This is a genomic window from Rhizobium sp. 32-5/1 (genome assembly GCF_029537235.1).
In the GTDB taxonomy this organism is placed as follows: Bacteria; Pseudomonadota; Alphaproteobacteria; order Rhizobiales; family Rhizobiaceae; genus Pararhizobium.
Window position 1 is genome coordinate 1035539 of record NZ_CP120639.1, and the last position, 23601, is coordinate 1059139.

Genomic DNA, 23601 nt, shown 5'->3' on the forward strand with positions numbered 1-23601 from the left:
TGCCAGGAGCAGGTACGGCCTTCGACCGTATTTCACTACACGTGTTGACGAAAGAGGCCTCGGCCTCGCCGTTGTCTACGGTTTTGTCCGCCAAAGCGGAGGCGACGCCCGCATCATTTCTGCTCTTGGGGAAGGAGCGACAATCGAACTTCAGTTTCCAATATGAGCAAAGGCACATTCTCTCTATCTCGTAGAGCCCTCGTGCGCTGGACGCCATATCAGCTTCGCGGTCGAAAAAACCAGGGGGCGACAGTTTCGATCTCGTTGGTAAGCACGCCGCCGCTGTAGCCCTCCGGCAGGCGGGCGAGTTCTTCATTGCTGTCCATGCCGGTCGAGAAATCGCCGCCAGAATAGGGGCCCACTACGAACACGGCACTGCCAACCGACCCCATTCGGTCCAGAAAGCGGTTCGGCCAACCCCAAAGCCACGGGGCCACGTTTATTGGGACATACACGAGCGTCAAGCGACATTCATCCGGCATCGCGCCAGTCCATCCATAAGCGATGTAGCGTAGCAGGCATTCCTTCAAAGAAGCGCGCGACATCGTTCTCAGGCCGGGAACCGAGGAGCGCAACGCAGCGATCGGTCTATCTCCGCCATAGGCCATCAGGGTCGCTCGCCGCTCGGGTGGAAGGGCGTTTATGAACGTCGCCAGTTTCTGCCCTTCCTCGGGATCGTTACTCTTCACGTTGATCATGAAGGTTCGGTTGGGAAAAGTCTCCAACACTTCGGGAAGTGACGGTATCAGTCCGACGCCCTTACCCCGGAACGGATATGTCTTTCCGCCGTCGGCGGTGTAGCCGTAGCCTATATCGAGCCTTTTGAGGTTGGCGATCGAGTGTTCTCGCGTGACGCCGTGACCCTCAGTCCGACAGTCCAGGGTCCAGTCATGGAAGACCGCGAAATTTCCGTCTGTGGTAGGGTGAACGTCGAGCTCCACAATGTCAGCGCCGGCCTCGAAGCTTGCGTGCATTGAGGCTAGCGTGTTCTCCAGATAGGCATGTGTCGGCGGGAAGATACGGGAAGCCGTGCAGGTATCATTGGTGACGCCGACCGGATCAAAGCGTTGCGCAATTCCACGATGGGCAAGAAGAATTGGCTTGCCGCTCAATTCTGGTGCGAAGAGATTCGTATTGTTGAGAAAGATGAAGGCGAAAAGCCCCACCAACGGGAAGACTAGATAGCGCCAAAAGTTCTGCAAGTAGGATTCCCCGCACGGCTAAGAATCAGGCCAATCTGCAACGTGTTTGCTTTCCGCATATGGCGGAAATGGGGAAACTCTCCATAATCTACCAACTTCGGTGGTGTCGCGGAATTCCCGAGTTTTGTTTCGATTTTGCGCTTGGTATCTGCGACGTCGCAGAATGGCCTTGCTTTCCTTTTCACTGCAAAATTAGCGCTTAGCCTGATCGTTAGGAACTTCTATCCATGAATGGCCTCCTGCAATTGCAGATACTGCCCTTACAGGCGACTCAACGGCCCGGCCCAACGCGCTGGGCGACGCCACTGACCTGGCAACAGAGACTTGAGTTCAATCAGGATCTGAGCCAGTTTTCCAGTTGGCGCGTATCATGAAACCTGACGCAACGAACCGCCCATATCCAACCTGAACTGCCGTCGCTTTCTCGCATTTGCTTCCAATGGGATAAGAGGTTCATCAGGACCAAAGGCCTAACAACGCCGCCCAAGCCTGTGAGAGACAGCGACCAGAATGCCTCGGAGGACGTTCTCGAAGCCAAGAGGGTCTTGTTGAACGGAGGAATCCGTTATGCCGCAGGAAATTGTTTTGAAACACGTCTCCGCAGGCGTGCTCGACGTCGCCTATTACGAGGCGGGGCCTGCGGACGGCGTTCCGACCATTCTTCTTCATGGTTTTCCTTATGATGCACACGCCTATGACGAGGTGATGGCCGATCTTGCCGGTGCTGGGCACCTTTGCATTGTCCCGTTTTTGCGTGGTTACGGCCCGACCCGCTTCCTGTCGCCGGATACGCCGCGCTCTGGTGAGCAGGCGGCGCTCGGGGCGGACCTGCGGGCGTTGATGGCGGCCTACGTATTCGGAAGGCGATTCTCGGTGGCTACGACTGGGGTGGTCGAGCCGCCTGCATCGTCGCTGCGTTATGGCCCGAAAGAGTAATCGGCCTCGCGAGCGCCGGGAAGGGCTACAACATCCAGGAGATCGCTGGCGCCGCCAAACCAGGTATGCCGGATCAGGAGGCGCGCGACTGGTACCAATACTACTTTCACACGGAGCGTGGCCACAGAGGCCTAGAGGAGAGGCGGCGCGAGATCAGTCGCCTTCTATGGGAGACTTGGTCACCATCCTGGTCCTTCGATGAGGATATATACGAGCAAACCGCAGCCTCCTTTTACAATCCCGACTTCGTCGATGTGGTGATCCATTCCTACAGCCATTGGTACGGCGTTGTTGGAGGAGATCCGGCCTACGCAGAAGTCGAGGCGCGACTGGCGCGCCAACCCGATATTACCATTCCGAGCATCGTGGTGTTAGGCGCAGACGATGGTGTGGATCCTCCCCAACAGAAGGACGAGGACGGTAGAAAGTTCATCGGGTTCTATAACCGCCGTGTACTGCCTGGCGTCGGGCATAACGTGCCGCAGGAAGCTCCGACCAGTTTCGCAGATGCTATCAGGGATGCGCGAGCGGGATTGAGCAGCGGCCTGCGATGTGATTGCCAGACCAATCACGGTTGGAAAACACCTTGCCTCCAATACCTGCGCTTCCGATGTACCCATTCGGCGAGGACCGCGGTCGGTATGCCGTGGCAGCATCACACTTCGGAAACTCCTTATCGGCAAACTGCCCGCGTATGCAGTGAGCGTGCGGATGCAGTGCATGTTGAGAATGGTGTTCCTTTTCCTGGTGGGGATGACGGTGTCGGAGAGTACCTTTGCAGGAGCAGTTGAAACAGTGCGCCCGCGAGAGAAGAGTGCAATCTCTGTTGCCGAAATGAAAATTCCCCAAGAGTGCGTTGTCTCTTCTTCGGCCTGGTGATAGCACTGCCTTGCTTCCACACGCGGCGGCTGAGGCGGTGCAATTCTGCGTTGCGTGCAAGGGCTATTCGCAGCGGGTTGCTTCAAACCCTGATCTCAATACCGACGACATCGACGCTACCACTCTCCTTCGGATCCATCCCTTGGCTCCACGATTTTTGCTGCAAGCACCATCCGATCGCCTCTCTTTCTCAACGCCCGAGTGAGAGTCTTGGCGTTTCGCTCTGGATGTCCTTGCTTAGAAACTCGGTCCTTCATAATCACGCGGCGATGAATCCCATTAAGTCCTCCGTTCGCCATTAAGAGATACAGCGGCCGATATTTTAAGACTTGCCAATCGATCCAGATTTCCCCGGCTCACCCCCACAGGCGGCGCCGTAAGACCCACGATCGACATGCACTTCGCCCCTCCAGTGTACCGCGCGGCGTAAAAGGACGAGGCGGAGTAAGTTCCTTCAAGCGGCGCGCGAAATAGCGTGCGGGCGGACTTCGATTGTTTTGAATCCCGAAACGACTTTCTCCAGCGCCTGAACCTGTTCGCTAAGCCCAGTGCATGCGGCGTTGGTTTCGGCTGCCATTGCGGCGTTGCGCTGCGTGACTTCGTCCATGAGATGGACAGTCTTATTGATTTGACCGATGGAAGACGATTGTTCGCTGGATGACGAGGCCACCGCGTCGATCAGTTCGCTCACTTGTCCCACCATTGTTTGGATATCAGACAGAGCTTCGCCGGTGCGGTTGACCAGCTCGCCGCCGGTGCCAACTTGTTCCCTTGATGAAGAGATTAGCGTCTTGATCTCTTTGGCAGCATTCGCCGAACGGGACGCAAGCTCCCGAACTTCCTGAGCTACGACCGCAAAACCCTTACCGGCATCACCCGCTCGCGCTGCCTCGACCCCGGCATTCAGGGCGAGCAGGTTAGTTTGAAAGGCGATTTGATCAATGACATTAATGATCTGGCCGATCTGACCGGAGGATCCTTCAATACGTTGCATGGCGGTGATCGCATCGCGCATCAGCCCGGAGCACTGACCGGCAGCCTGTTTGGTCTCTGACACCATACGTTTTGCCTCGACCGACTGGCTCAAAGAGTGATTGACGGCAGACATAATCGTGGCGAGTGCGCCGGAGGTCTCGTCAATCGTCTTCGCCTGCTGATCCGTGCGTTGCGAAAGGGATTGCACCGCCCCAGCAATGCTTGATGATGAGCCACGAAGAGCATCCGTTGCGAGGGACACGGCATTTATTGAGCTAGCCAGCGTATCGAGGCTGGTGTTGAAGGTTTTGCGAAGCGGCTCATAGGAATGCGGCAAGACCGTGTTGATCCGGAAACCGAGATTGCTCCGCGACAATTGTTCGAGGCCATCAGTGAGTGCTTGGATAACGTCGTTGCGTTCCGCTTCCGCTAAAGCTTGATCGGCAGCCAGCTGGCGCTCCCGGGTGACCTCGGCCTCCCTTGCCTCCAAGGCCCGCAGATGCCCTTCGCGTCGATCGAGAGAGTTCTCTCGGAAGACAACGACGGCTTGCGCCATCTGCCCAATCTCGTCACTGCGATCCGCATAAGGCACCTCGGCCGAAAAGTCACCGTTTGCAAGACTGCTCATATATTGTTTCATTCCGTCGATCGGCAGGATCGCGCGTCGACGGAAGAAGTATAGACCAGCAAGTAAAAGGCTGAATGAGGCTACGGCGGCTGCGGCCGCGGCTGTTGTCCAGGTCACAATTTCGGAAGCCGCATTGCGCTCTTCGGACTTAAGGAAGGCGTCCGAATTCCCGACCAGTTGTTCAACGGCATTCTGATGATCGTGGAAAGCGGTCTTGAGCTTTGCAATCGCGGCAGCCGTCCGGCTGGACTCATTTGCCTTCAGGGCTGGAATAATATCGGCTTCCAGGACCGTCCAAAAGACATCGCCCTTGACGAAAACCTCGCTGTTGAGTTCGTCTTTCAACGCCTGGGGTAGGCGTGTGGTCTGCCAATATGCGCGCCGGTCATCATATGCCTTTTTCAACGTCGCGATTTTGGTGAGATTGACTTCAACTAGATCCGGAAAGTCGCCGGCTTCGTGGGACAACATGTAGGATTCGACGACAAACAGTGGAGGTGGCAGAATGTCAGCGATGAGATCCTTCCCGTAGACGATCTGCTCATAGATCGGCCCGTTGACCTTCAGCCGCTCCAGTGCCGCATATTGCAATCCGAACGACACAAACATTCCCACAGACACGGCCACTCCGACCGCCGCGAGGTTTCTTGCGATAGTAAACCCCATGATTCACCCCCAAATGCGGCGCCGTGCATCCATTTTTACTGGGAGGCTCACGCCGGCGACGCGAACTGGAACAATTTGAACGCTTGTGGTTAAAAATTCTCTAGTCTTTCATAGACCGGAAAGTGCCAATGCTACCGCCTGTTCGGCGTCAGCGCCATTCAACATCGTGGGCCGCGCGTTTGTGTTACCTCAAGCTGGGGCCGTTGGTTTGACTTCAGACGAGAATAAGCAAGGGCAGGGACATCGCGATCAAGGTTAGCGCAACCGCTGCGGATATCCTCGCCACTGTCATTATTCGGCTTTTCTTGCCGTCACAGTCGTATGTCATCGCATCCCCCATGTGGCCGCGAGTGCCGGAAAATCAACCCTCGTTCCCTCTTGCGTGCCAACCGAAGTTGATCGACTACACCGGCCAATGCTAAGCATGAGATATAGCGATCTGGCATTTGGCGAGCGTAGGCCAACGCCAGCCATGCAATTGCTGCTGCCGGCGAAGATGCCGGTAGCATCTGGAAGTTTCGCGGCGACGTTCGTGCCCGCAGCGTGCCGGTCGACATGCAACAATATCTGGTGGAGAAGATGAGCGGAAAAACGGTGACTCGGACGGACCTCGCTGAAACTGTTTTTCGCAAGGTGGGCCTTTCGCGCACTGAATCGGCGGAACTGGTAGAAACTGTCATCGACGAAGTCTGTAACGCGATCGAGCGCGGAGAAGTCGTGAAGCTTTCGTCTTTTGCAACCTTTCAGGTGCGCCACAAGAAAGAGAGGATCGGCCGTAATCCCAAGACTGGGGAGGAAGCGCCAATATCCCCACGCCGTGTCGTCAGTTTCAAGGCTTCGAATGTGTTGAGGCAGCGAGTTTTAAAGGCGCATCTTAGCCGAAAGGCCAAAACGAGGACGGTGTCCCCAGCTCTGCAACTTCAAAATCCTCCCACCTCTTCACTGTAAAAGTGGCGGTTCCCCTTGCGGCGAGATGCAGATCGGTGAGACCAGCTTTTTCCGCCTTGCGTTGGGCCTTCAATCCTACACCGGCCAATGGTGTCGTGACGGCAACATGCGAAGGCTGTGCCGGTTTCCCGCCGAGAATGAGCCTAAGTACGGTTTTCTGATCAGGGTTTGGTCAAGGGATTGGCTTTTTCTCCTCTTGACTTCGACATTGGCAATTCCGGCACATTCTTTTCGGTGGGGCGGCCTTCACCGTTGTGACCGAGCCCGCTATCAATTGGGTCGGAGGCACGGATGCAGGCAGTATTGATCGGTCAGGCATATCAGGCGGAAAGCGCAACAGAGGCGGAGCGAAAGCGGCATTGGGACCTATTCCGCACGAGCATCGTCGCGTTCCGGCTACGAACACGAAAGCTGGCGGTTGAACCGCATACCGGCGGCTTCAGCCTCAAAACCGTCTTCTCTGGCTTGGAAGCTTACGAGTTGAACGACAGGGCAGCGTCGGTCGTGCCTGGCGAAGTTTTGCTGGTGAGGCAGAACGAAGTCTACAGCAGCTCGATCGCCACGGCGGTCGAGACCGACAGCTTTTCGCTGTTCTTTCCATTCGAGTTCTACAGGCAAGAGATCGCCGAAGGGCGAAGTGAGCCCCTCCGCAGATTTCTGGACAGTGCAGCATCGAGCGTGAGCCTGCCTGTCAATTCGAAGTTCTCGGCATTGCTGCGCAGGGTTGCCACGCAACTGGAAGTCACCGACTCCAAACTACTTCTCGGGGAACTCGTGGCCCAGTTGCAGATGGCGATCGGTGGCCATGTCGAAGACGTAGTGAAAAGCTACGCACGCATCAGCATGCGAATAGGGGTTCGGAAGGCCGATCGGCTCCGCAGGCTAATGCGCGCCAGAGAGATGCTTCACGATGATCTCGGCCGCGACGTTACCTTGGCCGACCTCGCGGCGGAAGCTTGCATGTCGGAGTTCCACCTGTTGCGGTGCTTCACCGAGGCCTTTGCCGTGCCACCCTCGAGATATCTCGACCAACTACGGATGGAACGCGCTCGAGAACTTCTGGGGAGCTCTCGTCTACCGGTGAAGGTCGTGGCCGATCGGGTGGGATACACGAACTTTTCAGCATTCTGCCGTTCGTTCGGCCGCGCGACCGGGATGACACCGCGGATGTTCCGGAACGAATATGTCAACACGTTGTGCGAGGAATGAAGATGAACGTCATCCGCTATGTCATGTGCGCTCTGCTGGCTCTCGGCGCGCTCGGCCATCTCTATGGCACCTTCAGCGGCTATCCGTTAGGCTCAGAAGTCTTCGTCTGGTCTTTATCGGCAACTGCCTTCACGCTCGCCGTCGTCACATTCAATCTGATGGCCTGCTCGGGTGACAGATTTCCAGTTGTGGCAGCTATGGTCTCTGCAGCGGTATGGGCAGCCTTGGCACTCGGCTTCGGCTCAGCGGTGGGCAACATCTTTGATCCCCGCGCGGTTATACACGCAGTGCCGTCAATCATGCTCGCTACTTTGGACGCAAAATCGTTATGGGATTCGTCACACAGGAGCAAACGTTTGAGCCGAGTTTAGGCGCAGAACGGCAGTAATGCGCCCCCGTGTCCGTTGAGAGGCGGTACACGCCTTTGCCCAAAAGCTGCCTTTGATTGAGCTTGATGCTACCTCCGGGGCTGACACAAGAGGTGGCCGCTGCCCAATGAGCGACATCGTCACAAACATCGCGGAGGAGCCGCCGAAGTCGAGCGCCGCTCATGATACAACCGTTACCGTGGGGCTCATGGGACGGTGTCCAGGACGCCGAGGAAAAGCATGCGCCTGCGAACCGGCATTCCTCCTTGGGTGTTGAAGTCCTATGAGTTCAAGAAACGTGTGCTGGCAGCCCGACGCATTGCGACACCTGTTCGTTTCGGCATACTCAACAGTGGCAAAGCGTCCTCGCTCAAGCGGATCTTGTCTTGTGCAGTAAGCCCCACATTCCCACGGCATTTAAGACGGGGATTAGCGTGCGGCCGTAATCCGTATAGTCATATTTGACGAATTCGACCGATCCTTCTTTGTAAGGCGTCCGCGAGAGTAGTCCATCGCGCTGCAAGGCACGCAGATTTTCCTGCAGAACCTTTTCTGAGATCCCCACGATGCGGTGTAGTTCACCGAATGTGGCCGCTCCGTTGCGCAAGTGCCACAGAATACGTGGCTTCCATTTGCCACCGATCGCTCGAATCGTGTCCATGACAGGGCAATCTTGCATCTTATCGAGTTCCACGGATGTTTCCCATTTTCGATCCGCCACAGGCAGAAAGGTATTGAGGTGTCAGTAGTTGTACACTGCTTACCTTGAGGTAAGCCATTGCGGGGACTGGAGAATTGTTCATCATGATGGCGAGTTAACTGAGGAAATTCTATGATAGTCGAATACGTACGTTATGAGATGACAGAATATACCCCAGAGAAGCTGATTGAAGCCTATGGTGCTGCAATAGAGCATCTGCGTGCCGCGCCACAGTGTTTGGGATATGATCTCACCCGCTGCGTGGAAGAACCGCTCAGTTTGATCTTGCGAATCCAATGGACATCGAGGGAAGACCATCTCGAAGGCTTTCGCAAAGGTCCTCACTTCCCGCAATTCTTGGCTCTGATCCGTCCCTTTGTGGGTGAAATCACCGAGATGCGGCACTACGCACATCTCGACATCCAGTGGCAACGCTAGGACGCTATCGACCACACCACCCGCGCAGCGCTGACCGCGCGCGGGGCGGACTGTTGCTGAAGGTGCCGCGGCCGAAGAACAAGACACCCTCATCTCATAAGCCTAGCCGGCCGTGCTCGATACGGCCGCAGCCAGCGCCCTGATCGCCGAGGCATGGGCTGGCGTTCGGGCGCGGGAAAGAAGGACGATGTCTGAAGATGGCAGCGGCGGCAACCCTAGCTCGGCGCCGCGGTCGGGCAGACCGCGAGCGCAGATGTCGCCCATTGGCGCGACACCCGCGCCTGCAAGAATTCCGTCATGGAGGGCCGCGCAGCTTCCGGCGGTGAAGGCGTCGCGCCACTCTACGCCGGCCATTCGAAGCTCCGCTATAGCGAGCTCCCGGACTCCGCATCCGGATCCCAGGGACACCAGGGAGATGGCGCTGTTCGAGCGCGGCCGCCAATCCGGGGACGCCCGCCAACCGAGCCTGTCGGTGCGCAGAATCTCGCCGTCGGAAGAACCGCTGTTGCGCCGGATGATGGCGGCGTCGGCCTTTCCTGATACGAAGGTCTCCCGGACGTGCGGGGAGAAGCCGACGCTCACTTCGATGACCGCATTGGCGGGAAGCGCCAAACGCATGGCCCGAATTGCTGGCGACAAGCGACTTCCGATCGCGTGGTCACTGACAGCAAGGGAGAAATTCAGGGGTGTTTCGTCGTCGAAGGTCACCGCTTCCTGGTACTTGGCCAGCAGCTCTCGCGCTTTCGGCAGGAAGACCTCCCCGTCTTCTGTCAACCGCATGTGCCGCGGCGTACGGTCGATGAGACGCCTGCCCACCCGCTGCTCCAGCGTCTTCAGTTTCTGGCTGACAATGGGCTGAACGGTTCCTGCTGCCTCGGCTGCCTTCGTCATGCTGCCGAGTTCGACGGTAAGAATGAACAGGCGGATGCCCTCAAGATCGATCATATAAAATCACTATGGCTGGAATATCGAAGCGCATCTTCTCATTATGATGAAAGTTGCGCAAGGTCCTGTGGCAACAAGGAGATGCCCCATGCCCATGATCAAAGCCCGCTACACGAAACCCCGAGACGGACGCGATCCGAAACAGGATGTCGCAGCTCTGCTGTCTCGCCTTACGGCCGAAATCCTACATAAGGATCAGGGTGTCACGGCGGTCCTGGTGGAGAGCGCCGAAGCTGGTGATTGGATCGTTGCCGGTTCGAGTGTCGCCGACCAGAAGATCGGAACGTTTTATGTCGAGGTCTCGATCACTGAGCGCACGAACATCAAGGACGAAACGACCGAATGGGTCCGGCGCGTCTATGATGGGATGAACGCGCTGGTCGGTCCGGCGCACGAGGCAAGCTATGTCTTGGTCCACGCCGTCGACGGCGATGCCTATGGCTATGGCGGGCTGACCCAGAATCAGCGATGGGCGCGCAAGCACATGTAGCGTCGGCGACCGGATAAAGCGGGTCGCGGGATAAGGAGGACGAGATGCCGATATATGAATTGGCGGCCATTGGTGCCGCGACCTGCTGGGCGCTGACAGGACTCCTGTCGACAGGCCCGGCGGGATATCTCGGAGCTTTGGCCTTCAACCGGACGCGGCAGCTCTTCGTCGCCCTCCTGCTCGGCCTGTACGTCCTCGCGTCGGGGACATGGCAGGAACTGCGGCCTGAGGTACTGTGGCCCCTACTCCTGTCCGGCTTCATCGGCATCTTTGTGGGCGACACGCTTTTGTTCACCTGCCTGAACCGGCTGGGGCCGCGCCGCTCGGGAATCCTGTTCGCGCTCAATGCCCCGATCGCCGCACTGCTCGGATGGTTGGTGCTCGGCGAACAGCTTTCCGGTGCCGCCGTGATCGGCATAGGCCTGGCGCTCTGCGGCGTTCTGCTCGCAATCCTCTTCGGCAAGCGCAAGGCGCAGCTGCACCAATGGGAGATTGTAAAGGGACCCCTTTGGCTTGGCGTCCTGGCTGGGTTACTGGCCGCGCTCAGCCAGGCGATCGGCTCACTGATCGCGAGGCCCGTCATGGCGAGCGGGATCGATCCGCTGGCCGCCTCCATGCTGCGTGTTGCGGTTGGCGCCTTCTGCCTGACCGCGCTCACCCGGCTGCCCATCGAGGGGTTAGGCCGAAGGGCGGACTAACGAAGAGCGTGTTTCTCCAGACCGCTATGACAGGTATCATCGCCCTGGCCTTCGGTATGACGCTTTTCTCTTCGCGCTTTCCGGCGGAAAGGTCGGCATTGTCTCTACGTTGTCTGCGACAACACCTGTGATCATCCTTCCGATGCTCTGGCTGAAAACCCGGGAAGTACCTGCACCTGGTGCATGGGCCGGAGCCGCACTTGTGGTGGCGGGAATGGCGTTGATCTTTTGGAGATAGGCGACAAGCTCAGACTTGGCCCTCCCGTTCAGACTCGTCAGGAGCCGCCGGTCAGCAAGGCGCCGTCCTGTCGGTCAACGAGTGCCGCAATCCGCACCCGAGCTTCTGCAAGATAAATGAGGGCGGACTCAAGAATGCAGTCACATCCTACGGAAGGAAAACGCGTCCCTTGCTCAAGTCTGTGGCTTTCCTTGCCTCCGCGACCAGCCAGTCGACAAAGTGACTCACGTCCGGTCGTTCACGTTTCGATTCCGTGCACAGGCAGTAATAGTTTTGAAGCGCCGGTACTGTGAGGGCCAAAGGTTGGACCAGGCGTCCTTCGTCAAGATCGCGCGCGGATATGATCTCGTCACTCAACGCAACGCCGTATCCATCGCGGGCAGCTTGCAGCACGATCCCGAAGTCGTCGAAATACACCTCGGAATGGCCAATCTGGGTAACGCCTGCTGCTGACTGATAGATCTTCCATTGAGAACCGTCGTCCTCGTGCAGAAGGCGATGATGGGCAAGATCTCCGATTTGTCGGATCGCGTGCGGGCCACGCAACAATTGCGGACTGCATACCGGTGTCATGTGAATGCCGTGAAGCAGTTGCCACCAGAAACCCGACCATGGCGGCGCCCCGTAGACAACCGCAATGTCTGCCTTTCGCCAGTTCACATCACTGGAACGGCTGGCAGTTATGACATTCAGGGTGATGTTTCGGTTCTCCGACATGAACTCGAACAGGCGGGTGGCCAGCCAGGCAACTCCGTGCACCTGTGGAATGGAGATCGTCAGCGTACTTTTGCCTGCGTCATTTGATCTTTGTGCGGCAACTTCCTGAACACCGGTCGTTAATGCATTCATTGCCCGGCGGGCGGAGCGTTGCAGGATGGCGCCATATTCCGTCAGCACGAGTTGTCGACCACGCTTTTCGAACAGTGGGACATCAAGAACGTCCTGAAGGGTGCGAAGCTGCTGGCTGACCGCGCCGGTCGTTACATGCAATTCCGCGGCTGCCGCACCAAGGTGACCAAGCCGGGCGACGCTTTCGAAGGCGCGCAGTGCGTTCAGCGGTGGCAAAGCCATTCGCTTGTCTCCTTTTGCACTAAGTTCATTTGCAGTCCAACATTCGTTTAGTTTTTCTGCCTATTTTATCTCATAAAATTTAGATTGTCTGCCTAATTGTTCCATGTTGCTATGAGCAGAGGATCTCAAAAGAGATCCCAATAAAAGAGGGAACGTAGACATGAATAAGCGACTGACATGGGCGACCAGATTGTTCTCCGGCAGCCTCGTTGCTCTGGTAGCAGCAGGGCAAGCCCAGGCGGATGGGGCTCAACCGGACTTTGCCTCGAGCGGAACGCTCAAGGTTTGCACAGCCGGCGATTTCCCGCCGATGCAATATTACAAGAACCCCGGTGACACGGATCTCGTCGGCTTTGAGATCGATGTCGTCGATGCTATCGCCAAACAGTGGGGCGCGAAGGCTGAATTTGTTGTGGGCGATTTCAAGGGGCTGCTGCCCTCTCTCGATAGTGGCCGTTGCGATCTGGTCGCAAGCGGTATCATGATCACGCCGGCCCGCCTCGAGAAGTACGATGGCGTACCCTATTTCGGGTCGCATGTGGTTCTGCTCGTTCCCAAAACAGATGAGATCTCCAAAACGCCGGACGATATGAACGGCAAGGTCATGGCGATCGAGGCCGGCACGACCTATGAAAAAACGATGGCCGACCTTAATGCCAGGTTCGCCAAGGACGGCAAGCCAGAGGCCGTTATCCAAACCTATCCGTCCGCGTCGGGCGTCATCGAACAGATACTTGTCGGCCGGGCTGCAGGCACGGTTACGCAGGATACCACTGCCGCGTTCCGCATGCTGCAGATGCCCGACAGGCTGAAGATCGCCTATACGTATGACGAGAGCGAAACCTACGGCATCTACATGCGCAAAAGCACCGGTGATCGAAAGCTCGTCAAGGACGCAATCGAGGCGCTGCAGGCAAGCGGGGAAATGAAAACCTTGCTTGTCAAATGGGGCTTGCCGGAAACATCGACGGATGTCGCTCACGACTAGGGGGCGGTGCAATGTTCGATTTTAACCTCTTCCTCTCCGCCCTATTCGGCTGGCCCCTTGCGAAAGGGGCTATGCTGACGGTCGTGCTCTCCCTGCTGGTCATGAGCGTTTCGCTGGTGCTGGGGATGGCGTTCGGTTCCGCTGCCGGCTCCAAAAACAAGCTGTTGCGCTTTTTTGTTGGGGCTTACGTCTGGCTGTTCCGCGGTGCTCCGGGCCTGCTGATCCTACTCTTCGTCTGGAACGGGCTGCCGCAAATATCGCCGATTTTCCGGGCGGGCTGGTTCACGCCTTTCTTTGCGGCCTTCCTCGCCCTGACGCTCATCCAGATCGCCTATCTCTCCGAGATCCTGCGGAGCGCCTTTGATGCCGTGGGGAAAGGTCAGAAAGAGGGCGCTGCCGCACTCGGCTTGCATAAATGGCAAATCTTCCTGCTGATTACGCTGCCCCAGGCTCTGCGGATCGCCATGCCTGCATTGGTCAACGAATTCATATCGCTTTTGAAGGCGACTTCCCTTGCAACCGTAATCTCTCTCAAAGAACTGATGACGATCACGCAGTTTGCCATCGCAACGAGTTTCCGCTTCCTCGAATGGTATGGCGCGGCACTCGTCTACTACATGGCCATGGTTTCCGTTTTGACCATTGTTCAGTCCCGCATCGAACGCGCCCTGTCGAAAGGGCATCGTTAGAACCCTTTCGTCATTCTTTTTACGCCTAACGAGGAACATCCATGATCGAGAGATTCCCGTCGCCCGATGCGCAACGGCCGTCGGCCGTCGAACTATTGGACGTCAACAAGTCCTACGGCACCTATCATGTCCTGCATGATGTCTCGCTGAAGGTCAGGCAGGGGAGCGCATTGTGATATGCGGCCCGTCAGGCTCGGGGAAATCGACACTGATCCGATTCATCAACCGTCTGGAAACACATCAAAGCGGTAGGATCATGGTCAACGGCGTTGAATTGACCGACGATACATCAAAAATCGACCATGTGCGGCGGGATGTCGGGATGGTGTTCCAGCACTTCAATCTTTTCCCGCATCTGACCGTGCTTCAAAATTGCACGCTGGCGCAGCGCTGGGTCCGCAAGCGCTCTCAGTCGGAAGCGGTAGACGTTGCGATGGCTTTTCTGGAGCGCGTTCGTATCCCCGAAAAGGCCCATCGTTATCCCGGCGAACTTTCGGGGGGCAGCAGCAACGCGTTGCCATCGCCCGTGCGCTTTGCATGACGCCGGGCATTATGTTGTTTGACGAACCCACATCCGCGCTCGACCCGGAAATGGTCAAGGAAGTGCTGGATACAATGGTTGGGCTCGCCGAGGACGGGATGACAATGATTTGCGTCACCCATGAAATGGGATTTGCGCGGCAAGTCGCAAGCGAGGTCGTCTTCATGGACGATGGCAGGATCATCGAGAAAGGAGCGCCCGAAACATTGTTCGGCTCGCCCTCGCACGAGCGGACAAAACGCTTCCTCAGCAATCTCCTCCATTGAACGGCAAAAAATGACTGACCAAGCAAAGTGGTTTTGTGCAGAACAACTCACCGATACCATCCGACGCATCTGGGAGCCGCATGTGCACCGGTTTTTCAGGGCCAACTTTTTCATGTCGTCGGCAAGGATGCCGATCTGATTATCGATTTTGGAATGGGCCTCGCCCCGCTGGGTCCCTTTCTCAATATCGAGATCGGAAAGCCTGTGATTGCGCTGGCGACACATGTCCATGCGGACCATATCGGCTCGTTCCACGAGTTCGAACATCGACTGGGCCATGCCGCCGAGGCTGACGGCTTCGCGGGGATGGAGGATGCCGCCACACTGGCACATCTGTTTCGTGAGCTGCCCCAGGGGTGGAACAGAAGCCGGAGCCGTCCTTCGAGCAGGACAGCTACACGATACTCCCGGCTCCGCTCAGCAAGGTTCTTACCGACAAGGACACCGTCGAAATCGGCGGCCCATCCTACAAGGTCTTGCACCTGCCCGGGCATTCGCCCGGATCGATCGGGCTGTTTGATGAAGCGTCAGGCATCTTTTTCAGCGGCGACGCGATCTATGACGGCACATTGGTCGATGATCTGCCCGGCTGCGACAAACCTGCCTACCGGATGACCATGCGCCGGCTGCGCGATCTCGATGTTTCCATGGCCTATGGCGGCCACGGCGCGCCAATGTCGCGAGAACGCATGCGCGTGATTGCCAAAGCCTATCTCGATGCGTCAGCCTAAAGGCGGCGGTTAACCGCAGCGCAAGGGCCCTAGCGGCGCTTTTGCGCGTCCATGAAGTCAAACTCCATTCCCTCATCGCTGACCTTGACCAGTTCGATGATCTTGGGCTGGGGCAAGCGACTTACATCGGAAATCAGGAAAGAGCGGCGGCCAGGCTGAAAGACACCGCCACAAGAACTATCGCCACCACTATCCTGCGGAACATCTTTCTTTTCCGGAAACTCGTCTCGTCCCACTCATAAGTCATGACGGCCGTGATGCTTGCTGGTCGTCAGTTTTTGTTTGCAAAGAAGTCCAACGCTCACGCTCCGAGCGGATGCCCTCTGCTATCATATGTGTCGGATCCTTTTGTCCGCGCGCAATGTGTTTGGCTGCAATGATCCACGCCGCGCGCGTAATGTCATCTTCAAACATACTGATCCTCTAAAATGTATTGCGCGTACATTTCTGCGGAGGCCTCCGTAATCTCGGAGACGAGTTGATCGTGCTGCGCAATGTCTGGGCTTAAAGAGAACGTCAGACCCGCCTCGCGCGCTGCCTTCTGAAATGGAAATCTAGCCAGAGTATCGGGGAGTTCTCCGGACAACGCCATCTTGCAGCCTATAATGGCCTGCTTGAACGGATTGCCGGAGTTGACTGGCCATTCACGCAGAAGGCAATGTGCGGCCTCACTGGTGCTTCGAATATTGCGGACATGGATTGTGCCGCGTCCCTGTAATTCAATTGTTACTGTCCTGTTCCACATGGCTGCGCCTGAAATTTCGTTAGCATCTCCATGCCTGATCAAGCTGTTGCGGGACTTAAGTTTGAAAAAATGGAAATTATAACACAAACTGTCGACGGAAGATCATGCCTTTGTCACGGCGATCGGCCGGCTGGTGGAGTAGCTGCGCGGCCCTAAGGGATACGCGTGGTGACTGGCCTAGCTGTGATGCGATGATCGATGTCGGGGCGGTCGGTTTCCGGCTTTTTGAGGAATTCGGCGGGCATGCGTAGCCGCAACCTGACGGGCAGGCCCATATCAACGTGCCTTTCACAGTGGATACCATGCCTAACGTTGCGTTAGAATCGTCTTCACATTTTCTTCGAGGACGTTTTTGCGAATCGAGGACTATTTTTACTTCAGGGTCGCTATTCAAGCGAACGCTATCACGTGATTAACGGGGACTTGCGTAGCCATAGGTCCGTGGTGACTTGATCCAGAACGAAGGTCGCCACGTCTTCGGGCGAGATGGAGCCGCCATGGAATTCGTTCAAGCTCGTGAGCGTCTGGATCGTGGTGCGTCTGGGCTTGTGGTTGAGAACGGAAGGACGGACAATGATCCAATCCAGATCTGTGCCCTTGATGATTGCCTCCTGACGGTTCTTGTCGACGTAGACCTTGCGCAGGAGCAGAGGGAAGATCAGCTTGTCGAAGAGGAGGCCACCGTGCTCTGCGCTGTCGCCAGCGCCGATACCGGGAATAGTAACCAGACGCGAAACGTGTTCCGCCTTCATGGCGCTAACAAACGCCCGAGTCGCGGTCGAAAGAAGCGTGACTTCATGAAACGGGCGGGCGGGTGCGCCAAGCGCGCACATTACGGCATCGCGACGCTTGACGGCTTGGCGCAACGCCTTCACGTCGCGGGCGTCTCCAACGACGATCTTCGCTCCCTTCCTGTATGCGACCTTTCCGGCGAGCGCACCAGGACGGTTATATCGTAGCCGCGGGCCAGCGCCTGGCCAACGAGGTGGCGGCCGGTGGGCCCGGTTGCGCCGAGGATCAGGATCTGCGGCGCAGCGGCCAGAATTGTGTCAGTACTGGACGTGGTCATTGGCGTGCTCCTCTCGAAAGACAGGGCGCCTCTGAGGAGGCCGCCCTGTTGGGTTTGATGCTGCGGGTAATCAGAGGCGGTCTTCTGCGAGCAATTCGCGGGTCCGCTTCAGCGTCGACACGAGGGCCGACTTGTAGCCCTTGTCACTGTCGAACTGCGCCTGCTCGGCTTGTTCCTCCCGGCCATCAGGTTGCTTTCCGCGCAAGCCGAGGTAACAATAGAACTTCAGCTGCAGTTCGCCGGCCTCATTCTCGAAAAGCTCGTTGACGATGGCGCCTTCGCGTGGGCCGGTTGCCTGGAAGAAGGTGATCTTGCTCCGAGGCTCAAGCGTGATGATCTCCCTGATGTCGGACCCGGCGATGGTGGCTTCGCGCACGAAGTGGATAGCACTTTCCTCAATGACGTCGCAGCGGGTGCAGAGGCCGGGCGGGAGAAACAGGCGCGCATCACGCGCCTTCAGCTCCAGGCCCTTCCAGACCTGCTCCCGGGTGAGCATGGTTTCGCCTTCCGGATTTACCGGTATGGTTGCGGTTGAATAGATCACGATGATGGTCCTCGTTTCGAAGTTGTGGGACGCTTGCCTCAGGCAGTGGCAGCGGTTTCGGAGGCGAAATTGCGATAGGAGCGGAGCGGACGGCCGAGAAGTGTCGTCAGGCGTTCGATGTCGCCACCCTCGGGCAGCATGCCCTCAGTCAGGAAACGCTCGCCCATCATGCGCATGTCGTAGGCCATCCAAGCCGGCATGAACTGCCGGAGGTTCTGCTCGAAGGCCTGCGTATCGCCGCCGCCATAGTCGATCTGGCGGTCAAGAACGTCCGTCCAGATGGCGGCGATAGCCGCTCCGGTGAGGGTGTCTGGACCGACCAGATTGATGCGCGTGATCGGGAGCGGTTGTGCGGCCTGTTCACGGCGCAGAAGCTCGAGGGCGGCGATCTCCGCGATATCGCGAACGTCGATCATGGCAAGGCCTTTGTCACCGACGGGCATCGGATAGACACCATAGCCAGTGATGACGTCCTTGATCGTCAGATCGTTCTGGATGAAGTAGGCCGGGCGCAGGATCGTTGCCTTGAAATCCATCTGTTCGATCATCCGCTCGACGCCGAACTTGCCGGCGAAGTGCGGGACGTTGACGTAGATGTCGGAGTGAATGACTGAAAGGTAGACGATCCGCTCAACGCCCGCCGAGCGGGCGACGTTGAGGGCGATCAACGCCTGTGTGAACTCGTCTGGTGCGACAGCGTTCAAAAGGAAAAGCGTAGACACACCGTCGAAGGCGGTACGCAGGAGTCGACGTCGAGGAAGTCGCCCCTCACGGCGGCTACGCTCGCTGGGAAGTTGGCCTTGGAAGGATCTCGAACGAGAGCGCGGACGTCTGCGCCACTATCGACGAGGTGCTTGATGACTTGGCTGCCGATATTGCCGGTGGCGCCGGTAACGAGAATGGTCATGAGAGTATCTCCGGGTTTGTTTGCTTGACACCCGGAATATGGCTGGTTCACTGTTGAACCAATAGACATTCAAGTTAGACAGTTCGTCTCACAGATGGAACGATCATGGATCTCGTCGCTCTTGCCGATTTCAACCTTGTCGCGCGTCACGGTGGTTTTGGAAAAGCGTCGCGAGCGTCCGGCCGTCCCAAAGCGACCTTGTCCCGACGGGTGACTGAACTGGAGGCTGCCCTTCAGCTTCGGCTGTTTGAACGTGGCGCGCGCAATCTGAAACTCACCGAGGAGGGACGCGCCCTTCATGAGCGGACAGCTGCTTTGCTGACGGAGCTCGACGAAACGGCGGCCACCATCGCGGCGGGCGGGGACAAGCCGCGTGGAAGGTTGCGGATCAGCGCACCGCTTTTGTTTTCGCAAACCGCGATGGGTAGGATCGCGGCGGGGTTTTCACTGAAATATCCCGACGTGCGGTTGGACGTTACCACGGAGGACCGAGCCGTCGACATGATCGAGGAAGGCTATGATCTGGTCATCCGGGTCAATCCGGACCCAGACCAAAGTCTTGTCGGTCGAGCCTTTCTGCATGATCGGCTGGTCGTCGTGGCAAGCCCCGATCTTGCTCGTCCGGGGCCAAATCTCTCGGCGCCAGGGGTCGTGCGCGGGGCCGACGATCGGCAGACCTGGAACGTCCTGACCGCAGAAGGACGCATGACGATCAGGATCAAGCCTATCCTCGGCCTGTCGTCGCTCATCATGGTTCGGGATGCCGTGCGAGCAGGCGTGGGCGCTGCACGCCTGCCGATCTCGTTGGTAAGCCACGATCTTGCTGACGGCACTTTGCAGCGCTGGGGCGACATCGAGGGTTCCGAGATCGCGCTGTGGGCGCTTTACCCGTCGCGGCGACTGCTCAGCGCGCGTGTATCTGCCTTCCTGGATTTTCTGAAGCAGGCTTTCCCCAAGGGAACGCCCGATGAACTGGCGGCCTATATCGGCAGGTGACGGCCCTGTTCCACATTTCGCACGTGCGCTATCGTTACCCTGTGGTGCTTGCCCGAGAATAAGCGCCGGGCGGCATGCCCACATGCCGACGGAACGCGACGCTGAAGGCACTTACGGAACCATAGCCGACGCGTTGTGCAATCTCGGCTGTGGCAACATCCTCGCTGAGGAGTTCCTTCGCCAGCGCCATGCGCCAGCCGGTCGCGTATTCCATCGGGGCTACGCCAACTTCCTCCGGAAACGATCGAAGAAGGTCGAACGGGACATGGCGGCATCCCGCGCGAGTGTTTCCACCGTCATGCTGCGGCCAGGATCTGCATGAATCCGGCGCAAGGTCGGTGCCAGCAGCGGATCGGCCATACCGCGCAGGAGACCGGGCGGGGCCGCCGCACTTGCCGTTGATCGCAACGCCTCAATCAACAGCACCTCCAGCAACCGGTGAAGCACCATCTCACGGGCGGTGCGGTCGGCCCTGGTTTCGTCATTTATCATCCGGACCAGCATCATCAGCCGCTCTTCGCCGTGGACATGGATGACCTCCGGTAGCAGCGAGACGAGAAGAGCCTTGTCAACAGAGCCAAAGGCACAATGACCAACCATCGCCTTGATTTCGGCAGGGGCGTCCGGGTCTCCGAGCCGGAACACGCCTGGGCTGGTCTCAAGACGCTGGGCAAGCGCTCCGCGGGGCGGCGGATCCGAGCTGCACATTGTGAACGAAAAGATGTCCGGAACCAGCACGAAGTCGCCGGCGGCCAAAAGCATCGGCTCACGGCCGGTAATCGTCATCCAGCAATGGCCCTCGACCACGGCACAATAAAACGGGCTTCCAAATTCTCTGCGCTCGACGAGCCACTGACCGCCGCCTGTCACCCGCTTTGAGATCGACGGGCTTGGCCTGAGCAGGGAAACGACTTCGGCAATTGGATCGGTCATGGTTCCGGACGCATGCTAAAAAGATCGGACAATCAAATATAGCAAGTACGAGATGGCTGGTCCATTCCTTGGCAGGTTAATCGTCAGGAGACAGAATATGCCAAATATCCTCATCACCGGTTGCTCATCCGGTTTCGGTCTCGCAATCGCGCAAACATTTGTGAAGGCAGGATGGGACGTGGTCGCGACCATGCGTACTCCGCAGACCGATCTGATACCCGCCAATGAAAGGCTCAAAATCCTGGCGCTGGATGTGACCAACGCGGAAAGCACCACCAAGGCGGTTGACGCGGCCGGTCCGATCGATGCGCTGGTCAACAATGCCGGCGTCGGAATGCTCAATGTGTTAGAAAGCGCCGAAATGTCGAAAATCCGCGAACTGTTCGAGACGAACGTGTTCGGCGCGATGGCCATGACCAAAGCCGTTCTTCCGCAGATGCGAATCCGTCGGTCCGGCGTCATCGTCAACGTCAGCTCCAGCGTCACCCTCAAGCCGCTGCCGGCACTCTCTGTCTACAGCGCCAGCAAGGCAGCGCTGAGTGCTTTTACCGAAAGTCTCGCTCTTGAAGCCGCTCTGTTCGGAGTGCGGGCGAAACTGGTGCTGCCAGGTTCGGCGCCGACCACCGGGTTTGGCAAAAATGCGGTAGCACGCATGGGGATGGAGATCCCCGAGCCCTACAGCGCATTCGTCCAAGACTACCTGACAACATTGCGATCCGGCATAGAATTTACAACGCCGGATGACGTCGCAAAGGCAGTCTGGCGCGCGGTGACGGAGCTTGACGCGCCGATGAAAATCCCAGCCGGTGCCGATGCGCAAACCTGGTTCCGAGAGGCGGGCCGTTCGCAGGCCCCAATACGACTATCTGGCGTCAGCGATCCGGATCCCACCAATACCTGACATCCCTTCCCGGCAAAGCAAAACCAGCCACAACGTGCAAATGGCAGGTACCAAATTGCGTCTGGAAGGAAAGGCAGCGTGCCCGGTGCCACCGCGCGTCGTTCCATCCGGCAGCAGCCGCGTCGAAGCAGCCCTGACCCGATTGCCTCTGCCCCAGGTGCGCCGGAATGAAAGCGACGCCGGGGCGGCCAGCGCCACGCCTCGCAGAGTGAGAAAATCGTCGCCCGCGAGCCTTGGCAGGATCGCTATTTCCGCTTTTGGACCGGGCGATGAATGTCGAATGGCATAAAATGGCATTATCGAACCGATGCGGACGACAGTGGTCGTCGGACCACACTCTGCGCAGCGTGAGCCGGCTCGCAGCAACTTTGGCTTGCTGCGAGCCCGTTTCGATCATGAGTCCTTGAAGACGTCCTCGCGGCCACGCCGCATCGAAGGCGAAATCGCGACGATGAGTGCGATCATGCCGACCGCCAGAAGGGTGGCGGAGAGCGGCGACTGGAGGAAGGTCAGCGGGTTCCCATCCGAGATAATCAACGACTGACGCAGCTTCTCTTCCAGCAACCGGCCAAGAACGAAGCCGAGGGCAAGGGGCGCGGCTTCGAAGTCGAGCTTGTAGAGTGCATAGCCGACGAAGCCGAACAAGGCAGCCATCATCACCTGAGCTGCATCATTGGCGATCGAATAGAGGCCAATGCAGCAGAAGCAGACGATGGCGGGGAAAAGCAGGCGGTAAGGCACGCGCAGCAGCTTCACCCATAGCCCGATAAGCGGCAAGTTGATGATGACCAACATCAGGTTGCCGATCCACATCGAGGCCACCAATCCCCAGAAGAGTTCCGGGTTGCGCTCGATCACCTGTGGGCCAGGCACGATGCCCTGGATCATCATCGCGCCGACCATCAGCGCCATGACTGCATTCGGCGGCAGGCCGAGCGTGAGCAACGGAATGAAGGAGGTTTGCGCGCCGGCATTGTTGGCGCTTTCCGGACCGGCAACGGCTGCCGGCGCGCCATGGCCAAAGTCCTGCGACCGCTTCGAAAGCCGCTTTTCAACCGCATAACTGGCGAAGGGTCCAAGGATCGCCCCGTTTCCCGGGAGTACCCCAAGGATTGAGCCGAGGAACGTGCCGCGCAGGATTGGCGCAAGGTTTTCGCGCAGCTCGCCCAATGTCGGCCAGAGGCGACCGATCTGATTGCGCACGACGTCGCGGGTCTCAGGATCGGCAAGGTTCTTGAAGATCTCGCCGAAGCCGAAGATGCACATGGCGAGAACGACGAACTCGATGCCGTCATGCAGCATTCCGAGATCGAAGGTCATGCGCTCGCGTCCGGTCTCCATGTCTGATCCCACGCAGGAGAGAAGGATGCCGACGACAATCATCGCGATCGCTTTAATGAGCGAACCGCGGGCCAGCACGACGGCGAGGACCAATCCCATAATCATCAGCGAGAAATATTCCGCGGGCCCGAAGAGCAGGCCCATACGGGTCATCGGCACGCCGAGCGCTGCAATCACGATGGTCGCAATCGTTCCGGCGATAAAGGAGCCGATGGCGGCCAGGCCGAGCGCGAGGCCGGCTTGGCCCTTTTGCGCCATCTTATGGCCGTCGATGGCGGTGACGACCGCGGTCGCTTCGCCGGGGATGTTGACGAGGATGGCGGTCGTTGATCCGCCATACTGGGCACCGTAGTAGATGCCGGCCAGCATGATTAGGGAGCCGGTCGGATCAAGGGACAGGGTCACAGGCAGCAGGATCGCGATCGTCGCCACCGGGCCGACACCGGGAAGGACGCCGACCAGGGTGCCGATCAGGCAGCCTATGAAGCACAGCGCCACGTTGTTGAGCGTGAGCGCGACGGAGAGGCCGAGGCCCAGATTGGTGAAAACGTCGAACATC

Annotated in this window: 19 protein-coding genes and 7 pseudogenes; 14 read left to right on the plus strand and 12 right to left on the minus strand. The window is 58.1% G+C overall.

Annotated elements, in window-relative coordinates:
- Window positions 1–218 precede the first annotated feature (218 nt).
- Window positions 219–1202: a glycerophosphodiester phosphodiesterase family protein gene (locus P6U16_RS26725; protein ID WP_277704365.1), complete on the minus strand. Its 984-nt coding sequence runs from the start codon at window positions 1200–1202 to the stop codon at window positions 219–221.
- Window positions 1203–1769: 567 nt separating this feature from the next.
- On the opposite strand from P6U16_RS26725, the pseudogene P6U16_RS26730 reads away from it, so the two are divergent.
- Window positions 1770–2656: pseudogene (locus tag P6U16_RS26730) on the plus strand (alpha/beta hydrolase); the annotation flags it as partial.
- 815 nt (window positions 2657–3471) lie between these two features.
- Here the strand turns inward: P6U16_RS26730 and P6U16_RS26735 are convergent.
- Window positions 3472–5286 carry a methyl-accepting chemotaxis protein gene (locus P6U16_RS26735; protein ID WP_277704366.1) on the minus strand — a complete coding sequence of 605 codons (1815 nt, stop codon included), beginning with the start codon at window positions 5284–5286 and terminating at the stop codon, window positions 3472–3474.
- Between the two features lie 579 nt (window positions 5287–5865).
- Here P6U16_RS26735 and P6U16_RS26740 point away from each other — a divergent pair.
- The 3 genes from P6U16_RS26740 to P6U16_RS26750 all read left to right on the plus strand — a co-directional run bounded on the left by P6U16_RS26740 (window position 5866) and on the right by P6U16_RS26750 (window position 7814).
- On the plus strand, window positions 5866–6234 hold the full coding sequence (locus tag P6U16_RS26740) for an integration host factor subunit alpha (RefSeq protein ID WP_277704841.1): 369 nt from the start codon (window positions 5866–5868) through the stop codon (window positions 6232–6234).
- A 291-nt stretch (window positions 6235–6525) separates the two neighbouring features.
- A complete protein-coding gene (locus P6U16_RS26745) occupies window positions 6526–7443 on the plus strand; it encodes an AraC family transcriptional regulator (protein WP_277704367.1) in 918 nt (305 codons plus the stop codon).
- Window positions 7444–7445: 2 nt separating this feature from the next.
- Window positions 7446–7814, plus strand: a complete 369-nt coding sequence (locus P6U16_RS26750; RefSeq protein ID WP_277704368.1) for a hypothetical protein — start codon at window positions 7446–7448, stop codon at window positions 7812–7814.
- A gap of 367 nt (window positions 7815–8181) precedes the next feature.
- On the opposite strand, the gene P6U16_RS26755 is transcribed toward P6U16_RS26750, so the two are convergent.
- Window positions 8182–8505 (minus strand): helix-turn-helix domain-containing protein, encoded by a 324-nt coding sequence (locus P6U16_RS26755; RefSeq protein WP_277704369.1) that lies wholly within the window; start codon window positions 8503–8505, stop codon window positions 8182–8184.
- A gap of 138 nt (window positions 8506–8643) precedes the next feature.
- Between P6U16_RS26755 and P6U16_RS26760 the strand changes: the two genes are divergently transcribed.
- Window positions 8644–8949, plus strand: a complete 306-nt coding sequence (locus P6U16_RS26760) for an antibiotic biosynthesis monooxygenase family protein (RefSeq protein ID WP_277704370.1) — start codon at window positions 8644–8646, stop codon at window positions 8947–8949.
- 102 nt (window positions 8950–9051) lie between these two features.
- Here the strand turns inward: P6U16_RS26760 and P6U16_RS26765 are convergent, their stop codons facing one another.
- Window positions 9052–9894 (minus strand): LysR family transcriptional regulator, encoded by an 843-nt coding sequence (locus P6U16_RS26765; protein ID WP_277704371.1) that lies wholly within the window; start codon window positions 9892–9894, stop codon window positions 9052–9054.
- A gap of 88 nt (window positions 9895–9982) precedes the next feature.
- Here P6U16_RS26765 and P6U16_RS26770 point away from each other — a divergent pair, with 88 nt between their 5' ends.
- Both P6U16_RS26770 and P6U16_RS26775 read left to right on the plus strand, forming a co-directional pair.
- Entirely contained in the window at window positions 9983–10384 is a 402-nt protein-coding gene (locus P6U16_RS26770) for a 4-oxalocrotonate tautomerase family protein (RefSeq protein WP_277704372.1), read from the plus strand.
- 44 nt (window positions 10385–10428) lie between these two features.
- A pseudogene (locus P6U16_RS26775) lies at window positions 10429–11320 on the plus strand (DMT family transporter).
- A gap of 147 nt (window positions 11321–11467) precedes the next feature.
- Here P6U16_RS26775 and P6U16_RS26780 read toward each other — a convergent pair.
- Entirely contained in the window at window positions 11468–12391 is a 924-nt protein-coding gene (locus P6U16_RS26780) for a LysR substrate-binding domain-containing protein (RefSeq protein WP_277704373.1), read from the minus strand.
- A gap of 160 nt (window positions 12392–12551) precedes the next feature.
- On the opposite strand from P6U16_RS26780, the gene P6U16_RS26785 reads away from it, so the two are divergent.
- The 5 genes and pseudogenes from P6U16_RS26785 (at window position 12552) to P6U16_RS28610 (ending at window position 15606) form a co-directional block, all read left to right on the plus strand.
- Window positions 12552–13379: a transporter substrate-binding domain-containing protein gene (locus P6U16_RS26785; RefSeq protein ID WP_277704374.1), complete on the plus strand. Its 828-nt coding sequence runs from the start codon at window positions 12552–12554 to the stop codon at window positions 13377–13379.
- Between the two features lie 11 nt (window positions 13380–13390).
- Window positions 13391–14068, plus strand: coding sequence for an amino acid ABC transporter permease (locus tag P6U16_RS26790; protein WP_277704375.1), 678 nt, complete (start codon window positions 13391–13393; stop codon window positions 14066–14068).
- Between the two features lie 41 nt (window positions 14069–14109).
- Window positions 14110–14875, plus strand: a pseudogene (locus P6U16_RS26795) (amino acid ABC transporter ATP-binding protein).
- A 153-nt stretch (window positions 14876–15028) separates the two neighbouring features.
- Window positions 15029–15097 (plus strand): annotated as a pseudogene (locus P6U16_RS28605) (hypothetical protein); the annotation flags it as partial.
- Between the two features lie 134 nt (window positions 15098–15231).
- Window positions 15232–15606, plus strand: a complete 375-nt coding sequence (locus P6U16_RS28610; RefSeq protein ID WP_349017720.1) for an MBL fold metallo-hydrolase — start codon at window positions 15232–15234, stop codon at window positions 15604–15606.
- 29 nt (window positions 15607–15635) lie between these two features.
- Here the strand turns inward: P6U16_RS28610 and P6U16_RS26805 are convergent, their stop codons facing one another.
- The 5 genes and pseudogenes from P6U16_RS26805 to P6U16_RS26825 form a co-directional block, all read right to left on the minus strand.
- Window positions 15636–15842, minus strand: a complete 207-nt coding sequence (locus P6U16_RS26805; protein WP_277704376.1) for a hypothetical protein — start codon at window positions 15840–15842, stop codon at window positions 15636–15638.
- A 170-nt stretch (window positions 15843–16012) separates the two neighbouring features.
- A complete protein-coding gene (locus P6U16_RS26810) occupies window positions 16013–16351 on the minus strand; it encodes a DUF982 domain-containing protein (RefSeq protein WP_277704377.1) in 339 nt (112 codons plus the stop codon).
- A gap of 404 nt (window positions 16352–16755) precedes the next feature.
- Window positions 16756–17420, minus strand: a pseudogene (locus P6U16_RS26815) (NAD(P)H-binding protein).
- Between the two features lie 70 nt (window positions 17421–17490).
- Entirely contained in the window at window positions 17491–17964 is a 474-nt protein-coding gene (locus tag P6U16_RS26820) for an SRPBCC family protein (RefSeq protein WP_277704378.1), read from the minus strand.
- A 38-nt stretch (window positions 17965–18002) separates the two neighbouring features.
- Window positions 18003–18871: pseudogene (locus P6U16_RS26825) on the minus strand (NmrA/HSCARG family protein).
- Window positions 18872–18976: 105 nt separating this feature from the next.
- On the opposite strand from P6U16_RS26825, the gene P6U16_RS26830 reads away from it, so the two are divergent.
- Entirely contained in the window at window positions 18977–19867 is an 891-nt protein-coding gene (locus P6U16_RS26830; protein ID WP_277704379.1) for a LysR family transcriptional regulator, read from the plus strand.
- 34 nt (window positions 19868–19901) lie between these two features.
- Here P6U16_RS26830 and P6U16_RS26835 read toward each other — a convergent pair.
- Window positions 19902–20800: pseudogene (locus P6U16_RS26835) on the minus strand (AraC family transcriptional regulator).
- Window positions 20801–20897: 97 nt separating this feature from the next.
- Here P6U16_RS26835 and P6U16_RS26840 point away from each other — a divergent pair.
- On the plus strand, window positions 20898–21701 hold the full coding sequence (locus P6U16_RS26840; protein WP_277704380.1) for an SDR family oxidoreductase: 804 nt from the start codon (window positions 20898–20900) through the stop codon (window positions 21699–21701).
- A 393-nt stretch (window positions 21702–22094) separates the two neighbouring features.
- Here P6U16_RS26840 and P6U16_RS26845 read toward each other — a convergent pair whose 3' ends face one another.
- A complete protein-coding gene (locus tag P6U16_RS26845; RefSeq protein ID WP_277704381.1) occupies window positions 22095–23600 on the minus strand; it encodes a tripartite tricarboxylate transporter permease in 1506 nt (501 codons plus the stop codon).
- Window position 23601 lies beyond the last annotated feature (1 nt).

Excerpts from the sequence above, each read along its gene's own strand:
- P6U16_RS26750 (WP_277704368.1), top strand. The coding sequence starts at position 7,446 with ATGAACGTCATCCGCTATGTCATGTGCGCTCTGCTGGCTCTCGGCGCG.
- P6U16_RS26845 (WP_277704381.1), bottom strand. The coding sequence starts at position 23,600 with ATGTTCGACGTTTTCACCAATCTGGGCCTCGGCCTCTCCGTCGCGCTC.
- P6U16_RS26785 (WP_277704374.1), top strand. The coding sequence starts at position 12,552 with ATGAATAAGCGACTGACATGGGCGACCAGATTGTTCTCCGGCAGCCTC.
- P6U16_RS26760 (WP_277704370.1), top strand. The coding sequence starts at position 8,644 with ATGATAGTCGAATACGTACGTTATGAGATGACAGAATATACCCCAGAG.
- P6U16_RS26810 (WP_277704377.1), bottom strand. The coding sequence starts at position 16,351 with ATGTGGAACAGGACAGTAACAATTGAATTACAGGGACGCGGCACAATC.
- P6U16_RS26735 (WP_277704366.1), bottom strand. The coding sequence starts at position 5,286 with ATGGGGTTTACTATCGCAAGAAACCTCGCGGCGGTCGGAGTGGCCGTG.
- P6U16_RS26770 (WP_277704372.1), top strand. The coding sequence starts at position 9,983 with ATGCCCATGATCAAAGCCCGCTACACGAAACCCCGAGACGGACGCGAT.
- P6U16_RS26830 (WP_277704379.1), top strand. The coding sequence starts at position 18,977 with ATGGATCTCGTCGCTCTTGCCGATTTCAACCTTGTCGCGCGTCACGGT.
- P6U16_RS26745 (WP_277704367.1), top strand. The coding sequence starts at position 6,526 with ATGCAGGCAGTATTGATCGGTCAGGCATATCAGGCGGAAAGCGCAACA.
- P6U16_RS26780 (WP_277704373.1), bottom strand. The coding sequence starts at position 12,391 with ATGGCTTTGCCACCGCTGAACGCACTGCGCGCCTTCGAAAGCGTCGCC.
- P6U16_RS26840 (WP_277704380.1), top strand. The coding sequence starts at position 20,898 with ATGCCAAATATCCTCATCACCGGTTGCTCATCCGGTTTCGGTCTCGCA.
- P6U16_RS26740 (WP_277704841.1), top strand. The coding sequence starts at position 5,866 with ATGAGCGGAAAAACGGTGACTCGGACGGACCTCGCTGAAACTGTTTTT.
- P6U16_RS26790 (WP_277704375.1), top strand. The coding sequence starts at position 13,391 with ATGTTCGATTTTAACCTCTTCCTCTCCGCCCTATTCGGCTGGCCCCTT.
- P6U16_RS26765 (WP_277704371.1), bottom strand. The coding sequence starts at position 9,894 with ATGATCGATCTTGAGGGCATCCGCCTGTTCATTCTTACCGTCGAACTC.